Annotated in this window: 15 protein-coding genes; 10 read left to right on the plus strand and 5 right to left on the minus strand. The window is 48.6% G+C overall.

Features of this window, described 5'->3' with window-relative positions; all coding sequences use genetic code 11:
* The coding region (locus tag VN105_RS26530; RefSeq protein ID WP_325645937.1) for a glycosyl hydrolase at nt 1–2943 on the plus strand (2943 nt) is incomplete at its 5' end.
* Between the two features lies 1 nt (nt 2944).
* On the opposite strand, the gene VN105_RS26535 is transcribed toward VN105_RS26530, so the two are convergent.
* Genes VN105_RS26535 through VN105_RS26545 form a run of 3 tightly spaced genes read right to left on the minus strand, consistent with a single transcriptional unit; the run spans nt 2945 to nt 4365 of the window.
* Nucleotides 2945–3706: a hypothetical protein gene (locus VN105_RS26535; RefSeq protein ID WP_325645939.1), complete on the minus strand. Its 762-nt coding sequence runs from the start codon at nt 3704–3706 to the stop codon at nt 2945–2947.
* A 48-nt stretch (nt 3707–3754) separates the two neighbouring features.
* On the minus strand, nt 3755–3976 hold the full coding sequence (locus tag VN105_RS26540) for a hypothetical protein (protein ID WP_325645941.1): 222 nt from the start codon (nt 3974–3976) through the stop codon (nt 3755–3757).
* A 17-nt stretch (nt 3977–3993) separates the two neighbouring features.
* Complete coding sequence (locus VN105_RS26545; protein ID WP_325645943.1) at nt 3994–4365, minus strand: nuclear transport factor 2 family protein; 372 nt, start codon at nt 4363–4365, stop codon at nt 3994–3996.
* 128 nt (nt 4366–4493) lie between these two features.
* On the opposite strand from VN105_RS26545, the gene VN105_RS26550 reads away from it, so the two are divergent.
* The 7 genes from VN105_RS26550 to VN105_RS26580 all read left to right on the plus strand — a co-directional run bounded on the left by VN105_RS26550 (nt 4494) and on the right by VN105_RS26580 (nt 17238).
* Complete coding sequence (locus VN105_RS26550; RefSeq protein WP_325645945.1) at nt 4494–5084, plus strand: RNA polymerase sigma-70 factor; 591 nt, start codon at nt 4494–4496, stop codon at nt 5082–5084.
* A gap of 106 nt (nt 5085–5190) precedes the next feature.
* Nucleotides 5191–6354 (plus strand): FecR family protein, encoded by a 1164-nt coding sequence (locus VN105_RS26555; RefSeq protein ID WP_325645947.1) that lies wholly within the window; start codon nt 5191–5193, stop codon nt 6352–6354.
* 246 nt (nt 6355–6600) lie between these two features.
* A complete protein-coding gene (locus VN105_RS26560) occupies nt 6601–9846 on the plus strand; it encodes a TonB-dependent receptor (RefSeq protein ID WP_325645949.1) in 3246 nt (1081 codons plus the stop codon).
* Nucleotides 9847–9861: 15 nt separating this feature from the next.
* Nucleotides 9862–11325: a RagB/SusD family nutrient uptake outer membrane protein gene (locus VN105_RS26565; RefSeq protein ID WP_325645951.1), complete on the plus strand. Its 1464-nt coding sequence runs from the start codon at nt 9862–9864 to the stop codon at nt 11323–11325.
* A 78-nt stretch (nt 11326–11403) separates the two neighbouring features.
* The gene (locus tag VN105_RS26570; protein ID WP_325645952.1) at nt 11404–13047 is read left to right on the plus strand and encodes an FAD-dependent oxidoreductase; all 1644 of its coding nucleotides are present in this window, start codon (nt 11404–11406) and stop codon (nt 13045–13047) included.
* A gap of 19 nt (nt 13048–13066) precedes the next feature.
* The gene (locus VN105_RS26575) at nt 13067–14293 is read left to right on the plus strand and encodes an MFS transporter (RefSeq protein WP_325645954.1); all 1227 of its coding nucleotides are present in this window, start codon (nt 13067–13069) and stop codon (nt 14291–14293) included.
* A gap of 32 nt (nt 14294–14325) precedes the next feature.
* Nucleotides 14326–17238 (plus strand): T9SS type A sorting domain-containing protein, encoded by a 2913-nt coding sequence (locus VN105_RS26580; RefSeq protein WP_325645956.1) that lies wholly within the window; start codon nt 14326–14328, stop codon nt 17236–17238.
* Nucleotides 17239–17484: 246 nt separating this feature from the next.
* Here VN105_RS26580 and VN105_RS26585 read toward each other — a convergent pair whose 3' ends face one another.
* Together VN105_RS26585 and VN105_RS26590 are read right to left on the minus strand one after the other, a co-directional pair.
* Entirely contained in the window at nt 17485–18990 is a 1506-nt protein-coding gene (locus VN105_RS26585; RefSeq protein ID WP_325645958.1) for an aminotransferase class V-fold PLP-dependent enzyme, read from the minus strand.
* Between the two features lie 2 nt (nt 18991–18992).
* A complete protein-coding gene (locus VN105_RS26590; protein WP_325645960.1) occupies nt 18993–19646 on the minus strand; it encodes a DUF4395 domain-containing protein in 654 nt (217 codons plus the stop codon).
* A 182-nt stretch (nt 19647–19828) separates the two neighbouring features.
* On the opposite strand from VN105_RS26590, the gene VN105_RS26595 reads away from it, so the two are divergent.
* Together VN105_RS26595 and VN105_RS26600 are read left to right on the plus strand one after the other, a co-directional pair.
* Nucleotides 19829–20866, plus strand: coding sequence for a sensor histidine kinase (locus VN105_RS26595; RefSeq protein ID WP_325645962.1), 1038 nt, complete (start codon nt 19829–19831; stop codon nt 20864–20866).
* On the plus strand, nt 20859–21053 hold a 195-nt coding region (locus VN105_RS26600; protein ID WP_414647268.1), incomplete at its 3' end, for a LytR/AlgR family response regulator transcription factor. The genes VN105_RS26595 and VN105_RS26600, both read left to right, overlap by 8 nt.

Genomic DNA, 21053 nt, shown 5'->3' on the forward strand with positions numbered 1-21053 from the left:
CTGAATGATTACCGGAAAAATGATTTTGGTGGCATCATCATTCATCCCCGGCCGGGGCTGATTACCGAATATTTATCAAAGGAGTGGTTCGATTTGTTTGAATATTCCGTGCAACAGGGAAAAAAGCTGGGACTCAATATCTGGATCTACGATGAGAACTCTTACCCCACGGGTTTTGGCGGTGGACTGGTAGGAGAACAAATGCCAGCTGCTTATAACCAGGGGCAAATGTTGTATATGGAAGATACAACGCACCTACCTGCGGATGTTACTGCCTTCTTTTTATGTTTGAAAGAAGAGAATGGGATGTATAAAGATATTACCGGTCATTTACAGGAGGAGCAGGGAAGAACAGGGCATTACCAGTTATTCAGGAAAGTAAATTATCAAAGGTCCAACCGCGGTTCGGTGGCTGGTCCCATAGGCGTGTCTTATGTAGACCTGATGGCGAAAGGTGTCACAGATAAATTTATTGATATCACCTACAAGGGCTATGAAAAGGTGATGGGTAAAGAGTTTGGGAAAACGATCAAAGGCGTTTTTTCTGATGAACCCACTATCATCAATGAAGGGCGTAACTGCGTACGCTGGACGCCTGATCTGTTCGACCGGTTCTACCAGGACTGGCACTATGATCTGCGATTACATTTGCCCTCCCTGTTTAAAGAAGTGGGCGACTGGAAGCGGGTGCGCCATAACTACTACCAGGTGTTGCTGGAATTGTTTGTTGACCGCTGGTCTAAACCGGTGGCCGCCTATATGAAGGAGCACCAGCTTACCTGGACGGGGCATTACTGGGAACATGGATGGCCAAGCCCTTATCATGGACCCGATAATATGGCGATGTATGCATGGCATCAGATGCCGGGTATTGATATGTTGTTTAACCAGTTTAATGAAGATAAACCTGTGCAGTTTGGTAATATCCGTGCAGTGCGTGAGTTGGGAAGCGTAGCTAACCAACTGGGCAAAACGCGTACCCTGTCTGAAACCTATGGCGGCGCCGGCTGGGAGCTTACTTTTAAAGAGATGAAACGCCTGGCCGACTGGGAGTTCGTATTGGGTGTGAACTTCCTGAACCAGCATTTATCTTTCATGACACTAACGGGTGCACGCAAGTATGATTATCCGCCCAGTTTCTCGTATCATGAACCCTGGTGGCCGTATTACCGTTATATGAATCATTACTTCACGCGCCTTTCTTACTTGTTATCCAAGGGGCAGCAGTATAACGATATCCTCGTTATAGAACCTACTACTTCGGCCTGGATGTACTATGCAAGGGATGCAGAGCACAAACGATTCTTCGATATCACCAAACGGTTTAATGATTTTGTGACCATGATGCAGCGATCTTACCTGGAGTATGACCTGGGCTCGGAAAACATCATCAAAGATAACGGACGTGTTGACGGAAATAGTTTTGTGATCGGAAAACGGGCCTATAAAGTGGTAGTGATACCGCCAGGCATGGAAAGCATCAACAGCGCTACTTTCCGTTTACTAAAAGCGTTTATTGCCGGCGGGGGAGAAGTGATTAGTTTTGAACAGTTGCGTTTGGTAGATGGAGCCGCCAATGAGGAACTTTCTGCGATCAAACAGCTGGACAAGATCCATGAAGTAAAACGGGATGAATTGCAGGCACTGTTTCACAACAAAGATTTCAGTATTGCAGGAAATAATCATGAAAGCATAGGTGGTAATATTTACCACCAGCGCCGTAGGCTGGCCAATGGGGAGTTATTGTTGCTCACCAATGCCAGTATGACGGAGGCATCTGCAGGCGCCATCAGCACACGGGGCCGGGATGTAGTACAGATGGATCTGAATACCGGGGACATTTCCCGTTATAACCATTCACAGTATAACGCGGATGTGCAGTTCAACTTTAGTGTGCCGCCTGCAGGGAGCCGGATGTTCTTTATTGCAGATAAAAAATTACAAGGATATAAAGCAGCGGCGCCAGCTGGTAAATGGACTACCGTAAACGCCTCAACGACAATGGTGAGCAGGGCATCCGATAACAGTCTTACGATTGATTTCTGCGATCTTCACCTGCACCGGCCAGACACAGATTATACGCATATCCACGTTGGCCAGGCTTCCAATACCGCCTTCAAACATCATGGCTTTACAGACGGTGTAGGCAACCCATGGAATAACCGCACGCAGTTTAAAGATGCGATCGTTAAACGTGATACTTTTTCTACCGGAACGGGGTATACGGCTGTTTATCATTTCACCGTGAAAGAGGGTGTTGATGCCAGGGATTTTAAAGCCGTAACAGAGCAGCCAGGGCTTTGGCACGATGTAAAAATTAATGGCGTAACCATTAAAAATGAGCCGGGACAATGGTGGCTGGATCGTTCCTTCGGCGTATACCGGATAGGCAGTTATGTAAAAGCAGGAGATAATGAACTGGCCATTACGGTTTCGCCCATGAGCGTTTATGCGGAAATTGAACCGGTTTATATATTAGGCAACTTTAACCTGGAAGCTGCAGCGCAGGGCTGGAGCATTGGTAAACCACAGCCATTGCAGCTGGGTTACTGGAATAAACAGGGTTTACCTTTATATGGTCACGGTGTTACCTATACGAAAACATTTACAGCAGATACGCCGGCTACATCATACGCCGTGGAATTAGGCAAATGGAAAGGTACGGTGGCAGCTGTAAAAGTAAATGGTGTATTTGCCGGTGTGATCGCTGCTGAGCCTAATACACTTTCCATTGGAGAGTTCATAAAAAAGGGCGTTAACAAGATTGAAGTAACCGTTACGGGCAGTTTGAAAAATGTTTTAGGCCCCTTTTATAACAAGCCGGCTCCCGGTTTGGTGGATCCCGGTAAATGGTATAATATTAAAACGCAGCCACCGGGAAATGAGTATGATCTCTATGATTATGGATTAACGGAAGATTATGAAATTAAGGTAGCGCAATAAACTACCATCCTGTTGCAAATAATTTCCTGGCTCCTTTCATACCACATTTTTGGTATTGGTGGTATGAGAGGGCTACCTGCTCAAGAATAGCCGCCGGTTTTTCCTGCTGCACCCATCCATTGATCAATGGTACCAGTGTATATGCTTCCGGGGCCATCAGGTGCGTGGTCCACACCAGGGGATAAGCACCTGTCTGACGGATGGCTTCGTAAAAATAAGGCTTGCTGGCGCAGGCGAAAACAGCGATATCCCTTCGTTGCTGATCTGCTTTTTGAGGAAGGGAATTAAGTGTAAGATCCATTAACCCGTTGTGGCCTACAAATACGATTAACCCCGCATTGCCGCCTATCCGCACAATGGCGGTATCCACATGAATATTGTTTTTGTTTTGCCCTGCTGCATACTGTAAAAAATCTGAGATGGTTTCTTTCATCCTGGCGCCATCGTAGGCATCAGCAACGAGATAAACATTCTTTTCCCGGTGTTTGAAAATAACGCGTTCGTATATATGTTTTTGTGGGTGGGAAATTTGTTTGATGAATTGCCAATCCGGCTGTTTTTTGAGGAAAGTTTTAACACCGTATCCACAGCCCCAATAGAGGTTGTTCGCGGGATCCTGCCCATTCCCGATTTTAGCGGGTACTTTTACAATTCCCTGGTGTTTATTGTCGCAGAGCGCTACCAGTACATGAATGGAGGCCGTCTGGCTATAGCCTTTTAATGTGGGGAGCAGGATACAGGATAAGATGATTAACCGGAGCATGAATGTGTTTTCATGGAAAGATGCGGGGAGGGGATAATTCCATAAAAGCTATATTTCCGGCTTCCTTGCCACCATAAAATACGCATTCGCATCTGCCGCAATTTCATCAGCTATTATTCCGGTAGCGCATCCAAAGTCTAAAACATCATTCTGTTTTTTAAGATGGCTTTTTACTTTTTCAAGGATTTTAACCCGCACTTCCGTATCCTTCATTTCTTCCTTATCATACCCGTTGGAACTATTATCCCGGAATTTTTCCGGTTGATCCATTTTGTGCTTTATTAAGATTACCCCTGGAATGTTTCCGTTACCAATTGTGTATCCATGTATTCCCGCAGTTCATGCAGCTTGCCGGCCGAGAGACGGCATACCCAGCAATATTTGTTATTGTATACTTTTCCATCGGGCGTGGTATTTTGCCCGCTGGCTTCCACCACCACATAGTCGCCATCCGCAATAAACTGGTGCGCCATTGCTTTATAGGGTGGCGTCAGGGTAGTTCTTACAGAGGCCCACAACTCATCAAGAACGGATTGTTTGCCTTTAAAAGTGCGTGACCATGGTCCGGAGCCCATCCATGTCCATTGCATGTCATCGGCCATGGCATCCAGGAAAGGCGCGTCATTGCCTTTTGAAAGTTCCCCGAATATCAGCTGCATTAGATTTTTGTTATCGGCAGTGCTCATTGTTTGTTTTTCTAAATGTCTGATTTTTTATGTTCTTAGAAGGGGGGCTTTCGTGTCAAAAGAGAGTGGGTTTGTGCCAATTTTATTACATTTATAGCCAAATGGGGGATTCCACGATCACTGAAGCAGAATACCTGGAGCGGCTCCGGAGAGGGGATGTAGCCGCGTATATGCAGCTGTACGACCAATACAGCGGGCACGTCTACGGATGGGTATTGCGTTTTGTAAAAGTGCCCGCCTATGCGGAAGACATCGTGCAGGATGTGTTCCTGAAAATATGGGAAGTCCGCGAACGGCTCGATCCCGCGCAATCATTTCCTGCCTATCTCTATAAAATCAGCCGTAACAAAACATTTACTTTTCTTAAGAAGAATGCCTCCGATGAAGCCACCCGGCTCCGGATCATGCACCGTATCGGTGAAATAACAGAATCGCCCTATCATCAAACGCTGTGGGCGCAATACCAGCAAATGCTCAACAGTGCTGTTACACAACTGCCTTACCAGCGGCAAAGGGTATTTACATTGTGCCGGCAGGAAGGTAAAAGTTACGAGGAGGCTGCAAAAGAGCTGGGCATTTCCCGTAATACCGTGAAAGAACATATGGTGATGGCGCTGAAAGATATCAAAGCGTATTTCTACCGGCACGGCGATCTTTCCCTGGCAGTACTGATTTTTATACACCTCTTTTAAGGAGCTACATATTATAACGAAATTTATTTATTAACCTACCCACCCTTTATTTCCCGGCAGCAGTATATAGTAAAGCGGGGCCACGTACCGCGCATAAAACTGATACATGTCACAGGAAAAAGATCATTACCGGCAACTGCTGCAGCGTTTTCTTGATAACAACTGCACTCCCGCTGAAACGGAGGAACTGCTCGACTTCCTGCAACAGGATGCGTCCAACCGTTTCCTGCTGGAAGAGATGAATGCTTCCTTTGGTCAGCCGGTTCATGATGATGCCGGCGCATGGAAAGACAGGGTAAAAGAAAAACTGCTTCTTGCTGCGCACCCGGTAAAAGTGGTTCCTTTCTATAAAAAATGGCTGCCTGTAGCAGCGGCAGCAGCGGTGCTGCTGGCAGTTACTACTACCGCGTGGCTGTATTATCACACCAAAGAGAAAGCACCGCCTGCGGCTCCGTTGGCCGCTGCCACGCAGGATGCCCTGCCCGGAGGAAACAAGGCAAGCCTTACATTGGCAAATGGCGCCGTAATAGCACTGGATAGTGCCGCTGATAATGCCATTCCCAGCCAGGGAACCACAAAGGTGATCAGGATAAACGGACAATTAAAATATGATGCCGGCCAGGCAACAGACGCCGCGGTGGTATTTAATACACTCACCACGCCAAGGGGAGGCCAGTTCAAAATAGAACTGCCGGATGGCACACTGGTATGGCTGAATGCGGCGTCATCCCTTCGTTTTCCTACTGCGTTCAATGGCAGGGAACGCACCGTGATACTTAACGGGGAAGGCTACTTTGAAGTGGCGCAGAAAGAGAATATGCCCTTTAAAGTACAGCTTGGCAGCGGTATGGTGGAAGTGCTGGGCACACACTTTAACGTGATGGCCTACCAGAATGAAGCAAATGTGAAAACCACCCTGCTGGAAGGTGCGGTGAAAGTGACCCATCAATCGCACACGGTTCGCCTTGCTCCGGGGCAGCAGGCCAGCTGGACTGCAGATGGCAACATCGTTACAGGACCGGCAGATACAGAGGAAGCCGTTTCCTGGAAAGAAGGCTACTTCCAGTTTAACAGGGCGCCGCTGGCGGATGTAATGCGGCAATTGCAACGATGGTATAATGTAGAGGTCCGTTATGAAGGCAATGCAGGAACCAGGGAGTTCTGGGGTAAAATTCCGAGGAACGTGAAGCTCAGCGAAGCGCTTAAAATACTTGAACTAAGTAATATTCCATATTCCATGAGAGGCGACACAATTATTATTCATCATTAAAAACCACCAGCTTTTTCCACTTATGAAATGACAACAGTGGTAATATAACCAAAAAACGGAGGTGTCGTTACCACCTCCGTTATGTCCAGGTTATTATTACAATTTTCCGTGTATGAAAGATTGATTACTTCACCTAAACAAATCGAATTTATGCAATTATCAGGTCTCTTCAAAAACCTGAGCGAGAAACATTTGCCTGTTACAGGGCGATTCCGCCTGTTACCAGGTAGAAAAATCAGGCTCATTATGAAACTGACATACTTTCTTTTGCTGGCATCTTTTTGCCAGGTCCACGCCAGTAGCAGTTACGCGCAAAAGGTCACGCTTCATGAAAAAAACGCATCACTCGAAAACCTGATCCGGAAAATCGAACGGCAATCCGGCTATGTATTTTTCCTCGACTATGCGCTGCTCGACCAGTCGAAAAAGGTGAGTGTGGATATTTCGGAAGGTACTTTGCAGGAAGCGGTAGAACTATGTTTCAGGCCATTTGCGCTAACGTATACCATCCTGGGAAAGACCATCGTTGTAAAGCAAAAAGCGTCCGTGGCGGCCGATCCCGCCATTGAGGTGCGTGGTAAAGTAACAGATGCGGATGGAAAACCGCTCCCCGGTGTAACCGTTTCGGTGCCCGGCGCTTCGAAAGGGGCTGTTACAAACGACAACGGCGAATTTGTATTATCTGTACAGCCCACCGCCACGCTTCACTTCAGCATGATTGGCTACAAGGCAACGGATGTAGCGGTGAACGGACGAAAAACTTTAGCAGTAACACTCGTGATGGAAAACACGGCGCTTACGGATTTCATCGTGGTAGGCTATGGTACCCAGCGCCGCGGAGACGTAACCGGCGCCATCGCTTCCGTGGATACCAAAACGCTGGATGGAACGCCTATCCGCTCTGTGGACCAGGCTTTGCAGGGCAGGGTGGCCGGTGTTACCTTTGTGCAAAACTCAGGCATGCCCGGCGCGGGATCTTCTATCCGTGTACGTGGCGGCAACTCCATCAACGGCAGCAATGAACCGTTGTATGTAATAGACGGGGTGCCGGTATTTGCCGACCAGGGCAGCGATGGCACTTCGCTCAACCCGTTGAACAGTATCAGTCCTACCGATATAGCATCTATTGAAATATTGAAAGATGCGTCTGCCACGGCGATCTACGGTTCCCGCGGCGGCAACGGCGTGGTGCTTATCACCACCTCCCGCGGACAGCGCGGCGCTTCCCGCGTTACATTCGATTCCTACTACGGTACACAGCAGATCCTCAAAAAGTATTCACTGCTGAATGCGTCGCAGTTTGAGCAGCTGGCCAATGAAGCAAGTATTGCTGAAAATGGTCCCGAACTGTATGATCTCAGCAAAACGCCGGCTACTACCAACTGGCAGGATGCCATTTTCAGAACGGCTCCTATACAAAGCTATTCCCTGTCGTTTTCCGGGGGCGATCCCAAGACCCGTTTCCTCGTTACGGCCAATTATTTTGATCAGCAGGGAATTGTGCGGGCGTCTGATTTGAAGCGGTATTCGCTGCGGGCCAATCTCGATAAAGATATCCGGGATAATATCAAACTGGGGAGCAGTCTTACTATCAGCAATGTGCGCACCAACAGGGTGAACAGCGGATCATTGTTCACCATGGCTACTACGGCGCCTAATCTGCCCATCTACCAGCCGGATGGCAGTTTTACGGAACTGAATAACCAGGGCGCCCCTTTCGATAACCCGGTAGCGCTGATCGGAAATTATAAGAACTTCAATAACGTTTTCCGTACACTGGGAAATGTATATGCCAGTATTGACATCGCCAAAGGACTTACCTTCAAAACGCTCTGGGGCGCCGATGTTAATTTTGCGCGCAACGATATCTACCTTCCACAGGCGGTGTATTCCGGCTCCCAGCTGGGCGGAAATGCATCGGTATCTACCAACCAGACCTTTACCTGGCTGAATGAAAATACACTAACCTATACCATGAACAAAGAGGAGCACCAGCTCAACCTGCTGGGTGGTTTTACCCAGCAAAGTTCTTCGTACCAATCGCTCGGCGCGGAAGCCCAGGGTTTCCTGAACGATAACCTGGGCACCAACGCATTGGGCAATGCCGCTGCCGTGCAGCCTTCTTCTTCCAGCATTGCCAGGTGGGCGTTGCTCAGTTTCCTCGGCAGGGCTAATTATAGTTTCAAAAATAAATACCTGCTCACACTCACCGGCAGGTACGATGGCTCTTCCCGTTTTGGAAAAAACAACCGCTTCGGTTTTTTTCCATCGGTAGCCGTTGGCTGGAAACTGGACCAGGAACCGTTCATACGTGACCTGCGCGTTTTCAGCAACCTGAAATTAAGGGTGAGTCATGGTCTTACCGGTAACCAGGATGGTATCGGTAACTATCCCTCGCTTGACCTGATGGGCAAAGCCAACTACTCCATCGGCGGGGTGAACGTAATAGGGCTGATGCCTTCACAGGTGGGTAATCCTGACCTGCGCTGGGAATCCACCGCACAATCGGATATAGGTCTTGAACTGGGATTTTTTGATAACAGGCTGACTTTTATCACAGATGCGTACTACAAAAAAACAAGCGACCTGCTGTTGTATGTGAAAATTCCGACCACATCAGGTTTTTCTACTTCATTGCAGAACAGGGGCCAGGTGGAAAACAAAGGGATAGAGTTCACTGTAAATGCCACACCGGTAGAACAGGAGTTACGTTGGGAAACAGGCTTTAATATTTCCTTCAACAGGAACAAAGTGCTGGACCTCGCAGGAGCCGACCGCCTTTTTGCGGGCCAGGGTCCTAACCAGTCCACCGTTGTGCAGGTAGGCCAGCCATTGGGTACCTTCTTTGGCTTTGCCAGCGACGGTATTTTTAAGTCGAAGGAAGAAGTGGATGCTTCCGCCCAGAAAACAGCGAAACCAGGCGATATCCGGTTCAGGGATGTGAATGGCGATAAAAAGATCAACGACGACGACCGCGTGTTGTTGGGTAATGCTCAACCGAAGTTCTCTTTCGGTTTCAGTAATACTTTTTCCATGAAAGGATTTGACCTGATGGTATTGCTCCAGGGCGTTTACGGCAATAAGCTGTATAATGTGAACACCGCTACGCTGGAAAATCTTACCGGCCTGCAAAACCAGAGCACTACCACACTTGACCGCTGGACGCCTGATCACACCGACACTAATATTCCGCGTGCCACTACGGTAAAGCCCACTTCCCGCTCCTGGGACCGGCTGGTGGAAGACGGCTCATACCTTCGGGTTAAAACAGTACAGTTAGGATACAACCTGTCGAAGGAAACACTGCACCGCATTAAACTCGCCGGGCTTAAAGTATATGTGAATGTACAGAACCTGTTCACCATCACGAACTATTCGGGGCTTGATCCGGAAGTAAGCCGTTATGGATCAGACAATGTAAGCCCGGGCTTCGATTCAGGCGCTTATCCTAACGCGCGCACGATTTCTTTTGGTATCAATGCCAGCTTCTAATCAAAATTATTTGTCATGAGATCTGCATTTTATTTCATCATCATATTTTTTACGCTGACGGCGGTAGGTTGCGCCAAGCTCGACGGCGTTCCGGAAGGCACCTACACTACCGATAATTTTTATAAAACGGAAGCAGATGCGATATCTGCCGTTAATGCCGTGTATTCCGGCATGACCAGCTCCTACCTTTACAACCAGTTTATGGAAGTGATACAGTCGCAGGGTACAGACGACTGCGAATGGGGTTTTGGCCGCAACACCAGTAACACAGATAAAACCGCGCTGGATAAATTCAATTTTGACGCCGGCACCAACCTGTTCTACCAGTTCTGGAGCACTTCCTACCAGGTGATCAACCGCGCCAATGCAGCGGTGGAGAATATCGGCGCGATGAATATAGTTGGTACAGAAAAGAAGAAGCACATGCAGGGAGAAGCCCGTTTCGTAAGGGGACTGATGTATTTTAACCTGGTGCGACTTTTTGGCGGAGTGCCGCTGTTGCTGCAGCCTACTACTTCGCTGGATAATCTTGCCATTAAAAGATCTTCAGCAGAAGAGGTATATGCCCAGATCATTGCGGACTTCCAGTTTGGGGAGGAAAACCTGCCGGAGGCAAACGATGCGGTGAACGCTGGGAGGGCCACCAGTGGCGCAGCCATGGCTATGCTCGTGAAAACCTATCTTACCAGGAAGGAATATACAAAAGCGGTGGAAGAAGCGAGAAAAGTGATGGCGCTGGGCCGTTATTCACTCTGGCCTTCTTACCAGGATGTATTCCTGATTGCCAACGAAAATAAAACCGAGTCTATTTTCGAAGTGCAGTTCCTGAGTGGTTCCGGTAATATCCCCAGCAGTTATGCGGGCTTTTACCGCCCTTCCTTTGATAAACGGCCAGGCTTTGGCGGCAACGGCGATAACCCGGTTACCAAAAATCATTACGATGCTTACCCCGAAGGGGATTTAAGGAAAGATGTAAACGTAATAAAGTATTCCTATACTACAGATCCTAAAGCGCCCACCACGATTAAGAATCCTTATTACGTGGCAAAGTTTAAAGACCCTGCGGCGCTAAATGTGAACGATGGAGGCAACAACTACTACATTGTGCGTTATGCAGATGTGCTGCTGATGTTTGCAGAGGCGTTGTATATGCAGAGCCCCGGTAATACCGAAGCGCTGGAAGCGTTTAACCAGGTGAGAAGACGCGCCTATGGCCTGCCGTTAAATGCACCTTCTGTAAGGGATCTGGCAGGAGGATTGAGCGCTGCTGCGTTCCAGGATTCCGTGTTGCAGGAAAGGCGGCTGGAATTTGCTTTTGAAGGGCAGCGCCGTTTTGACCTGCTGCGCACCGGCAAACTGAAACAGGCCATGAATGCACAGGATCCAACTATCACCGTTCGCGAATCCGATACGCTTTTCCCTATCCCGTCGCAGGAAATGGATACCAATCCTTTGCTGGAACAGAACCCGGGGTATTGATCAGAAAACTTTTCCCGGCAGCAGGAACAGGATAGTACCTGTTCCTGCTGCTATACTCATGCTTAAATACAGACGAAAATGAGGAATTTAATTATCCGCAGCCTGGTAGTAATGATGGTTATACTGGCTGGCAACCGGTTATCGGCCAGGCAGCGCTGGGATGTATGCGTGTATGGAGAAACGCCCGCGGGCATTATGGCGGCCATACAGGCTGCAAAAATGAATAAACAGGTATTGCTGATCAGCAACACCGCTCACCTGGGTGGTGTGGCCACTTCGGGGCTTACGGCCACCGACCTGAATAATTTCAGGAGCGCCGGCGGACTTACACGCCAATTCTATCAACGCCTCTTTACTTACTACAGCGACAGCAGCGCATGGCGCAGCGAGTCGAGGGACGTGTTTTTTGAGCGTTCCAAAAAACGTACTTTCTCCGGTAAGAACGACTCCCTGAAAATGCAGTGGGTGTATGAGTCCCGCGTAGCGGAATATATTTTAAAAAAAATGTTACAGGAAGCCGGGGTAACAGTGGTGTATAAAGAAAGGCTGCAGCTGAAAAATGGAGTAACAAAAAAAGATGCCGGCATCGTTTCCATTCAAATGGAAAATGGTCATCGCTATCATGCGAAGATCTTTATAGACGCTACCTACGAGGGCGACCTGATGGCAACGGCCGGTGTTTCCAACATCACCGGCAGGGAAGCCAACAGTGTGTATAATGAAACATTGAATGGCATTAAACTCAATGATATTATCGGTAAAGACGACCGTTCCATTGATCCCTATATAAAAAAAGGGGACCCTTCCTCCGGCGTGCTGCCATTCCTGGAACCGAAGATCCCGGGCGCAAACGGGGAAGGTGATCACCGCACTCAATCGTACTGTTACCGGATGACGCTGACCGACGATCCGGCCAATCGTATCAGCATCGTAAAACCTGTGGGCTATCAGCCGCTCTGGTATGAGTTCCTGGCCCGTATGCTGGAAATGAACCCCGGCTACCTGCTGAAGAATATCATTTCCTTCACGCCTATGCCCAACAGGAAAACGGATACCAACCAGGCCGATTTTGTAGGCGCTAATTACGGGTGGCCGGAAGGTAATTATACAGAACGCAGCAAAATTGCGAAAATGCATAAAAATTATGTATTAGGTTTACTCTGGTTTCTGGGTAACGATCCGCGGGTACCGGATTCCCTGCGCACAGAAATGAAACGCTGGGGATTACCCAAAGATGAGTTTACCGACAATGGCAACTTCCCGCACCAGTTGTATGTAAGGGAAGCGAGAAGAATGGTGAGTGATTATGTAATGACAGAAAAGAACTGCAACGGCGAAGAACCGGTAGAAGACGCCGTGGCAGTAGCTACTTATCCGCTGGATTGCCACTATGTTTCCCGCGTGGTGGATGCACAGGGCAGGGTACATTCCGAAGGCAGTTATGGCAAACAGAAGAACACTTATTACACGATAAGTTACCGGTCGTTAAGACCGAAAGCTTCGGAAGCCGGTAACCTGCTGGTACCGGTATGTTTGTCGGCCTCGCATGTGGCTTACAGTTCTATCCGTATGGAGCCGGTATTCATGGTGCTCGGGCAATCTGCCGGTACTGCCGCTGCGCTTGCGCTGGATCGCAACATGAGCGTACAGGAATTGCCTTATGAGGTGTTGCAGCCGGTGTTGCTGAAAGACGGGCAGGTGCTTTCACTTGACAGGAAATAAGCTATAACAGATAATAAATATGAAACACTCAAACAAAGGCGCCATACTCGCCGCCGTAGTAGTAGCCTCTCTGGGGTATTTTGTGGATATCTACGACCTGCTGTTGTTCAGCATTGTACGGGTTCCCAGTCTTGAATCCATAGGGCTACGCGGCCAGGATGTAACCAACAAAGGCATTTTATTGCTCAATGTACAGATGACCGGTATGTTGCTGGGTGGTATTCTCTGGGGTGTGCTGGGCGACAGGAAAGGAAGGCTTTCTGTGCTTTTCGGATCTATTTTCCTTTATTCTGTTGCCAACATTGCCAATGGTTTTGTGGACAGCGTATGGGCGTATGCGTTATGGCGATTTGTTGCCGGTCTTGGTTTGGCGGGTGAACTCGGCGCCGGTATTACCCTTGTAGCCGAATTAATGCCGAAAGAGAAAAGAGGTTACGCCACCACCATTGTTGCAGCGGTGGGCATCAGCGGCGCAGTGGCGGCTTATTTTGTGGCGCAGCATTTCAACTGGAGAACCACCTTTTTTATTGGCGGCGGCCTGGGGCTTTTATTGCTGTTGCTGCGTATCGGCGTGGCGGAATCGGGTATGTTCGGCGCAGCGAAGCAATCGGAGAACCGGGGGAATTTCCTGGCGCTGTTCACCAACGGGAAAAGGTTTTTTAAATACCTGCGCTGCATCCTCATTGGCGTACCGCTTTGGTTTGTAGTAGGTGTACTGATCACGCTTTCGCCTGAATTTGGCAAGGTGCTGCATATTGAAGGCAATGTGAATGCCGGCGCTGCAGTGGCCTGGTGCTATGGCGGGCTTGTGGTGGGAGATATTTTCAGCGGCGCCCTCAGCCAGTTGTTAAAAAGCCGGATCCGGGTGGTGTATGTGTACCTGTTTTGCTGTATGGCGGCAGTAAGTATTTATTTCCTGGCCTCTGGTATCAGCCTGCAGCTTTTTTACTGGATATGCGCCCTGCTGGGTTTTTCCGTAGGCTATTGGGTGATTTTTATGACGATTGCCACAGAACAGTTCGGCACCAATATCCGGGCAACGGTGACTACCACCGTACCCAATTTTGTGCGTGGCGCCGTAGTGCCGCTCACTTTCCTGTTTCAATTTATGCAGGTGCTTTTTAGCGGCTCCCTGATGTATGCCGGTATCAGTGTTGGTGTGATATGCCTGGCACTGGCTTTCTGGTCGCTTACCGGCATGCAGGAAACATTTCATAAAGACCTGGATTACCTGGAGGAATGGTAGATATAGTTACACTTTAAAACCACGTTCCACTTATGAAAAAACTGATACTTATGATGATGATGCTTGTTGTTGCGGGCAACGCAATGTCGCAGGCTATCAAAACCACGCTCACTGATTCCGCCGGGGTATATACTTTGAACCGCGGTGGTGTGCCTTACCACGTCAGGGGGGCGGCCACCAACAATTTTTATTTGCAGGTGTCTGCCTATGGAGGCAACACTATCCGTACCTACAGCATCAACGATTCCACCGGTACATGGCTTGACAGCGCCAATACACACGGCATTACAGTTTGCCTTGGCCTTGGCGTCAGGAAATTGCAGGAAATGAATTATGAAGATACTGCTGCTGTGCGTGCACAATTGGAGAACATGCGGAGCCAGGTGCTCACCTATAAAGATTACCCCGCATTGCTGATGTGGGCTATCGGCAATGAAACAGACGCCAACTACAACCCGCTGGACACTGCCTACAACATTGCTTACTGGGATGCGCTGAACGATATTGCGCGGATGATCCACGAGGTAGATACCAATCACGTTACTACTGCCGTATTTGTAAATTCCGACCTGAAGAAAATGCAATTGATGAAAGAACGGTTTACTGAACTGGATATACTTTCTATTAACAGCTATGCGCCTAATCTTCCCGGGGTGTTGGGCAACCTGCAAACTGTTGGCTGGACGAAGCCCTATATGATCACTGAGTTTGGACCGAGAGGTACCTGGCAAATGAACCCCGAACCCAAACGGAAGATGCCCTGGGGCGCTTTGGTGGAACAAACCAGCACGGAAAAGGCCGTAGTGTACCGTCAGTCATACCTGGATCATATCGCTGCGAATGTGGCTAATAATTGTCTTGGTGGTTTCGTATTTGTATGGGGCTATCAATCCTCCGGCGATGTAGCTACCTGGTTTGGCTTGTACAACCGGTTGGGAGAGGCTTTTGGCGCTGCTGATGAAATGCAGTATGCCTGGACGGGAGGATATCCTTCCAACCATGCACCCGTGATCCTTACCAGGGATTCGTTGCTTTTCAACGGCAAACGCGCAGAGGATACCGTTATCGTGGAAGCCAATTCCATCAACACGGGTTGGGTGCATGCCAGTGATCCAGATAATGATTCGTTGCGTTACGAATGGCTGGTGATCCCTGAAAACAGTGTAATGGCCGGTGGCGATCCTGCCGCCAGTTTACCAACGCTTCCGGGACTCATTGTTTCGCAGCAGGCAGACAGCGCCCGTTTTACGGCGCCTGCTTCAGCGGGCAATTACCGGCTGTATGTATATGTACATGACCAGCGTGGCAAGGTGGCTAATGCGTCTGTTCCGTTCAAGGTAACGCCGTCTTCCACCGGAAGGCTGATAAGATCAGCATCCACCGGCGGCAGCTGGTCGCTACCCACCAGCTGGCAGGGAGGCATAGTACCTGCGGATGCAGATACGGCAGTGATCATTGCCGGCAGTACCATTACCATCAATACGCCGGTGAAAGTAACGCATACGGAAATAGCCGGCACACTGGGCTTCAACACCACCACCACGAACACCTTCACTACCGGCGATTTATTGGTAGATGGCACAGGTACCTTCTATGCGCGGAATGGAACTGTTGGCAGAACAATTACTGTTAACGGCCACCTGCAGAACAACGGTGTAGCTGATTTCTCCAAAGCAAGTACCACCCTGATCATGGGGCCGGCGGCAGATAGCACCACGATTGGCGGAACCGGTACTTATTCCAATGGTATCATCCGTAGTCTTACGATCAATAATACGGCCGGCGTTGCATTGCAAACGCCCATTAGTATTCCTTCTATACTCACACTCACCAGTGGCGTGTTTCATAACGGCAGTAACCTCACTATGGACAATACGAATGTAGGCGGCAGCGCCAGTTCTGTTAACTGCCAGATCAGGCGCTCACAACATGCATCGCTGGCCAATGACTATACATTGGGAAGTACGGCGGCCTTGTACGTGGCTTATAATCACGATGTAAATGCGCCCGCACAAATCATGACAGAAGGCCACGAGATCCCGGTTTCGCGCTCGCTGTTCAATATCACCGTTAATAATCCTGGTGGCGTGATGATCGGCGACAGTCTTACCCTGAAATCAAGCAATGCGGCAATAACCCTAACAGATGGGATCATATATCTGCCGGCAGGCAAAAAACTGATCTGCACCAATACCTCCTACAATGGTACACCGGGGAGCAGCACCAGTTTCGTGAACGGCGCAGTAGGGCTTACCGCGGGCGCCACGCCGGTTACCAAAACTTTTCCTGTGGGATCCGCGGGGCAATACAGGAAAGTAGTATTAACGGGATTAGCATCTGTTAGTGGCGCGGTAACAGTACAGGTGTCTATTGACAGTGCCGCGGGTACGCCGGGTACAGGCATGAGTAGTTTATCGGCCGCAAGGCGCTGGCATTGCGAAGTGCGCAGCGGTAACCTCGCCGCCTTTACAGGCATCAGTATCGGCTATGGTGCAGACGATGGCGCTACGCAAAACAGGCTTGCTTTTTCAGCAACCCATACCGGCGCTTATGATGTAATACCTACCGACAACAATACTGCCGATGCGGTTACCAGTTCCAGCGGCAGCTACGGCGCCGGATGGTATACAACGGGAATGAATGAAAGTTATATGCAGTTAAGCAATAAACCTGCGGTGGTAAGTGATGCGTTCATTTATCCCAATCCCGCTTCAGCTGTTATTTACGTGGTATGCCCGCAGGCATTGAAGCAGAAAGTGCAGGCAAGCCTGGTAGATTTGCAGGGGAGGGTAGTGCAATACTGGACGCTACCGCAGGGACAGGTACGGCAGCCGCTAACGCTTGCAGCTAAAACCGGCAGTGGTGTTTATGTGCTGGTGCTGGAAGGAACAGGGCTCCGGCGAACGTATAAAGTGGTGGTGGCGAAGCAGGAACAGAGATATTAAATAATGAAAAGGCGCTTTATCATGAAGCGCCTTTTCTTTTGATAAGATGTTTATTCCCGGATTGATAAATCATTTTCCGGCATAGAGACACCCAGGATCACAAACAGCGCTAAGTTTGTTTTCCTGAGCCGGGACTTTGGTGGTATACAAAAGGAGCAGAAGGAAAGAAAATAGAGAACAATGATATCAAAGTGCGGGCAAGAGATAGTTCAGTGATGCCGTAAACCGCTGAACTACCCTGCGCCTTCACCAGCCGCCGGCGTCAAACCAGTGGGTAACCTGCTGCGGTGCTGCTGTTGCCGGGTGTTTAAAACGGAACTCATTTGAGTGCCGGTCATAATAGTAATCCTTTTCCCATTCCTTTATGTTGGATACCGTTGTTTCAATGGCATCCATTATAAAGTTAACTTCTTCATTGGTCATAACAGGATGAACGGATAACCTGACCCAGCCTGGTTTGCAGAACAGATCTCCCGAACGGATGGCGTCCAGTATAGCGTGCGACAGGGACCTGCTTACCTTCAACAACATATGTCCATAAGTGCCTGCGCAGGAACAGCCGCCTCTCAGCTGGATCCCGAACCGGTCGTTGAGCAATCGTACAATAAGGTTATAGTGAATACCTGTTACAATGAAGGCAACCACTCCAAGCCGCTGGGTATTTTCCGGCTCCAATACCTGTACCTGTTTTATTGCCGCCAGCCTTGAAAAAATGATGGAGAGCAATTCCGCTTCGCGTTGCAGCAGGTTATTTATCCCCATTTCTTCTTTCAGCCGGATACACATGGCGGCCTTTATGCCCTGCAGGAAGGGGGGCGTTCCGCCATCTTCACGCTGTTCAATATCAGCGATGTATTCGTGTTCCTGCCAGGGGTTGCTGTAATTTACCGTGCCTCCACCCGGCTGATCGGGGATGGCATTCCTGTACAATTGTTTATTGAATACCAGCACACCGGGTGTACCTGGGCCGCCTAGAAATTTATGTGTGGAAAAGTAAATAGCATCCAGGTGGGCGCCGGGTTCCTCCGGATGCATATTGATAGGGCAATAAGGTGCGGAGCAGGCAAAGTCCGCAAAACACAGTCCACCATACCGGTGCATGAGTGTGGCAATGTGGTGATAAGGTGTTGGGATGCCGGTAACGTTGGAGCAGGCCGTTACGGCTGCTATTTTAACGGGATGGTGTTTAAACTGCTCCAGCAAAGCGTGGAGCTGCTGCATGTCAATATGCCCGCTTTCATCGCAACCAATTATTTCCACCCTGGCAATGGTTTCCAGCCAGCTGAGGTGGTTACTGTGGTGTTCCATATGGGTTACAAATACAACGGGCTTTACTGCTTCATTGCAGGGGGATAAATGAACATAGTCCGCAGCGCGCTCCGGTATCCGTAGCCCCAGTATTCTTTGCAGCTTGCACACGGCGCTGGTCATACCGCTGCCGCAGAAAAGCAATACATCCGCCTTACCGGCATTCACATGCGACTTTATAATTGTTTTGGCCTGTTCATAAGCGGCAGTCATCAGGGAACCGGTAATGGTGGTGTTGGTATGCGTGTTACCTACGAAAGGAAGTACCTGTTGCCGGATACATTTTTCAATGGGCGCATAGGCCCGGCCACTGGCGGTCCAGTCGGCATAAATGAGCCTTTTTTTCCCAAAAGGCGATTCAAAGTACTGTTGATTACCGATAATATTATTACGATAAGCGGAGAAATAGTTTTCCAACGTGCTTTCACATGGTAAGGGTAGCATAGTTATCTGGATTTGGATGATTTGAATAAATCATGTGGCGGCCTGCTGAACTGCTCATTAAAAAAACGCGGCGCCAGGAAAAGATATGCAATGAACAAACCCAGTATAGCCAGTTGGGCGGCAGATACTTTCTGGATAGCCTGCCTGTTGACATTGTCACACACTTCTCCCGGGCAGTGCTGTACTTTATTCTTAAAAAAGAGCGGATAAGCCAGGCAGCCCAGGCAGATCCCGAAAGCTGCTTCGAAGAACAGGAACAGTAAGCATACCAGGCATATACTACCGGTAACAGGGCTGTAAGCGTTTTCGACCAGGAAAAAATAGAACATGGTGGCAGACAGCACAATCCCGATGCTCCACGCAAATTTCTTTTGTTTAGCGCCTACATATTCAGGCGTTTGGTTACGGACAATTAACCGGCCTATGATCAGGGTCGGAGAAAAACGGGGATTGATGAATACCCTGATCAGTAAGTCGGCCAGGAAAATGGTAATAACATATTTTATAGGAACGAAATTGCCGTCGAAGAGGATGAACATCAGGGAGGTATAGGTGGCCAGGAAAAGTATTCCTGCGGAGGCCCTGATCTCCCTTTCGTTTAGTACAGGAATATCATAACCTGCTACTTTTTCGCCGAATTGAATAAAGTTGTTCATGATTTGTTTAATATTGAGTGTAAGAGATGTTGATCCTTTGGTGCCGGCAATATAAAAGTAGGGGATCGGGGTTGTTGGAGGTGTGGCCAGTCAACAAACAACGGGTTATGGTATACAAACAGCGGAACCGGGTGGGGAAACGGATCAGATATTTATCGACATTTATCTTCTCAAATATTAAAATGAAAAAACTATCCAACATAAAGCAGTTTCAGTTATACGTATGGTTGATACCTGCTTTCTGGTTGATAAATATATTGGAAGATATAGTTAGGGGAGAAGGCGATTTATCGTTAAGGGTGATGAATGAAACCTGGCTGGCGATTTATATATCGGTACTTAATTACAGGCTATTGGAGCATACACTGCCAAAACTAAGCTGGAAAAAGCCTTTCAGCGGCGTGTTGATGTTGCCGCTTTACTTTTTTGCCTATTCCCTTGGTTTCTTCCTCTGGCGGCAGCTGGGCATAACATTGCATATTTTTACACCCTTAGGTACGCCCGTTATCATGTCGGAAAGAATTGGCATCCTTATGGGTTACAGCATAGGGTCCGTGTTATTCTTTGCCGTTGTGCGGCATGTTTACAATCATATAAAACTAAAGCAGGCAGCGCAGCAACTGCGTATTGAGCGGCAGCAGGCGGAGCTGAACTACCTGAAATCCCAAACCAATCCCCATTTTTTATTCAATACCCTGAATAATATTTATTCCTTGTCCAGGGATAAGTCGGACCTGGCGCCGGAATCTATCCTGCGCTTGTCCAAAATTCTGCGGTATATGCTGTATGAAACCAGCGGTCCCTATATTGCTATAGAACAGGATCTTAAAATTATTGATGATTATATTGCGCTGGAGCAATTGCGTTATGATGATTCGCTCCGTATTAATTTTAATTATGACCTGGAAGATCTGCGGCAGTCGCTACCCCCGTTGCTGCTGATGCCGCTGGTGGAAAATGCTTTCAAGCACGGCGTATCGGAAACGCGGGATCGTCCATATGTTGATATTCATCTTACCATCAAAAACAGGCAGCTGCTTTTTATAGTGAAAAATTCCACCGGTGATCCGGCTGGTGATAACAAGGCAAAGGTAAATATCGGTCTTTCTAACCTGCGCCGGCAGCTGGAACTGCTTTATACCGATTACCAGCTGGACGTGCAGCAGGGCGATTATATATTCACGGCTACCTTAAAAATCATCCTCGCAAGCCATGTCTAAAATAAAGTGTATTATTATAGAAGATGAACCACTGGCGGCAAAAGTACTGAGCGACTATATATCTGAAGTGCCGTTCCTGGAGTTGCAGCAGGTTTTTAAAGATGCTATCCTGGCATCGGAGTTCTTGCTGCAACAGGATACAGACCTTATTTTCCTGGATATCCATCTTCCAAAATTAAAAGGAATG

This window comes from Chitinophaga sp. (assembly GCF_035564935.1).
In the GTDB taxonomy this organism is placed as follows: Bacteria; Bacteroidota; Bacteroidia; order Chitinophagales; family Chitinophagaceae; genus Chitinophaga.

Bases quoted from the DNA above. Each gene is read 5' to 3' on its own strand.
- VN105_RS26535 (WP_325645939.1), bottom strand. From the start codon at position 3,706: ATGCTCCGGTTAATCATCTTATCCTGTATCCTGCTCCCCACATTAAAA.
- VN105_RS26540 (WP_325645941.1), bottom strand. From the start codon at position 3,976: ATGGATCAACCGGAAAAATTCCGGGATAATAGTTCCAACGGGTATGAT.
- VN105_RS26545 (WP_325645943.1), bottom strand. From the start codon at position 4,365: ATGCAGCTGATATTCGGGGAACTTTCAAAAGGCAATGACGCGCCTTTC.
- VN105_RS26550 (WP_325645945.1), top strand. From the start codon at position 4,494: ATGGGGGATTCCACGATCACTGAAGCAGAATACCTGGAGCGGCTCCGG.
- VN105_RS26555 (WP_325645947.1), top strand. From the start codon at position 5,191: ATGTCACAGGAAAAAGATCATTACCGGCAACTGCTGCAGCGTTTTCTT.
- VN105_RS26560 (WP_325645949.1), top strand. From the start codon at position 6,601: ATGAAACTGACATACTTTCTTTTGCTGGCATCTTTTTGCCAGGTCCAC.
- VN105_RS26565 (WP_325645951.1), top strand. From the start codon at position 9,862: ATGAGATCTGCATTTTATTTCATCATCATATTTTTTACGCTGACGGCG.
- VN105_RS26570 (WP_325645952.1), top strand. From the start codon at position 11,404: ATGAGGAATTTAATTATCCGCAGCCTGGTAGTAATGATGGTTATACTG.
- VN105_RS26575 (WP_325645954.1), top strand. From the start codon at position 13,067: ATGAAACACTCAAACAAAGGCGCCATACTCGCCGCCGTAGTAGTAGCC.
- VN105_RS26580 (WP_325645956.1), top strand. From the start codon at position 14,326: ATGAAAAAACTGATACTTATGATGATGATGCTTGTTGTTGCGGGCAAC.
- VN105_RS26585 (WP_325645958.1), bottom strand. From the start codon at position 18,990: ATGCTACCCTTACCATGTGAAAGCACGTTGGAAAACTATTTCTCCGCT.
- VN105_RS26590 (WP_325645960.1), bottom strand. From the start codon at position 19,646: ATGAACAACTTTATTCAATTCGGCGAAAAAGTAGCAGGTTATGATATT.
- VN105_RS26595 (WP_325645962.1), top strand. From the start codon at position 19,829: ATGAAAAAACTATCCAACATAAAGCAGTTTCAGTTATACGTATGGTTG.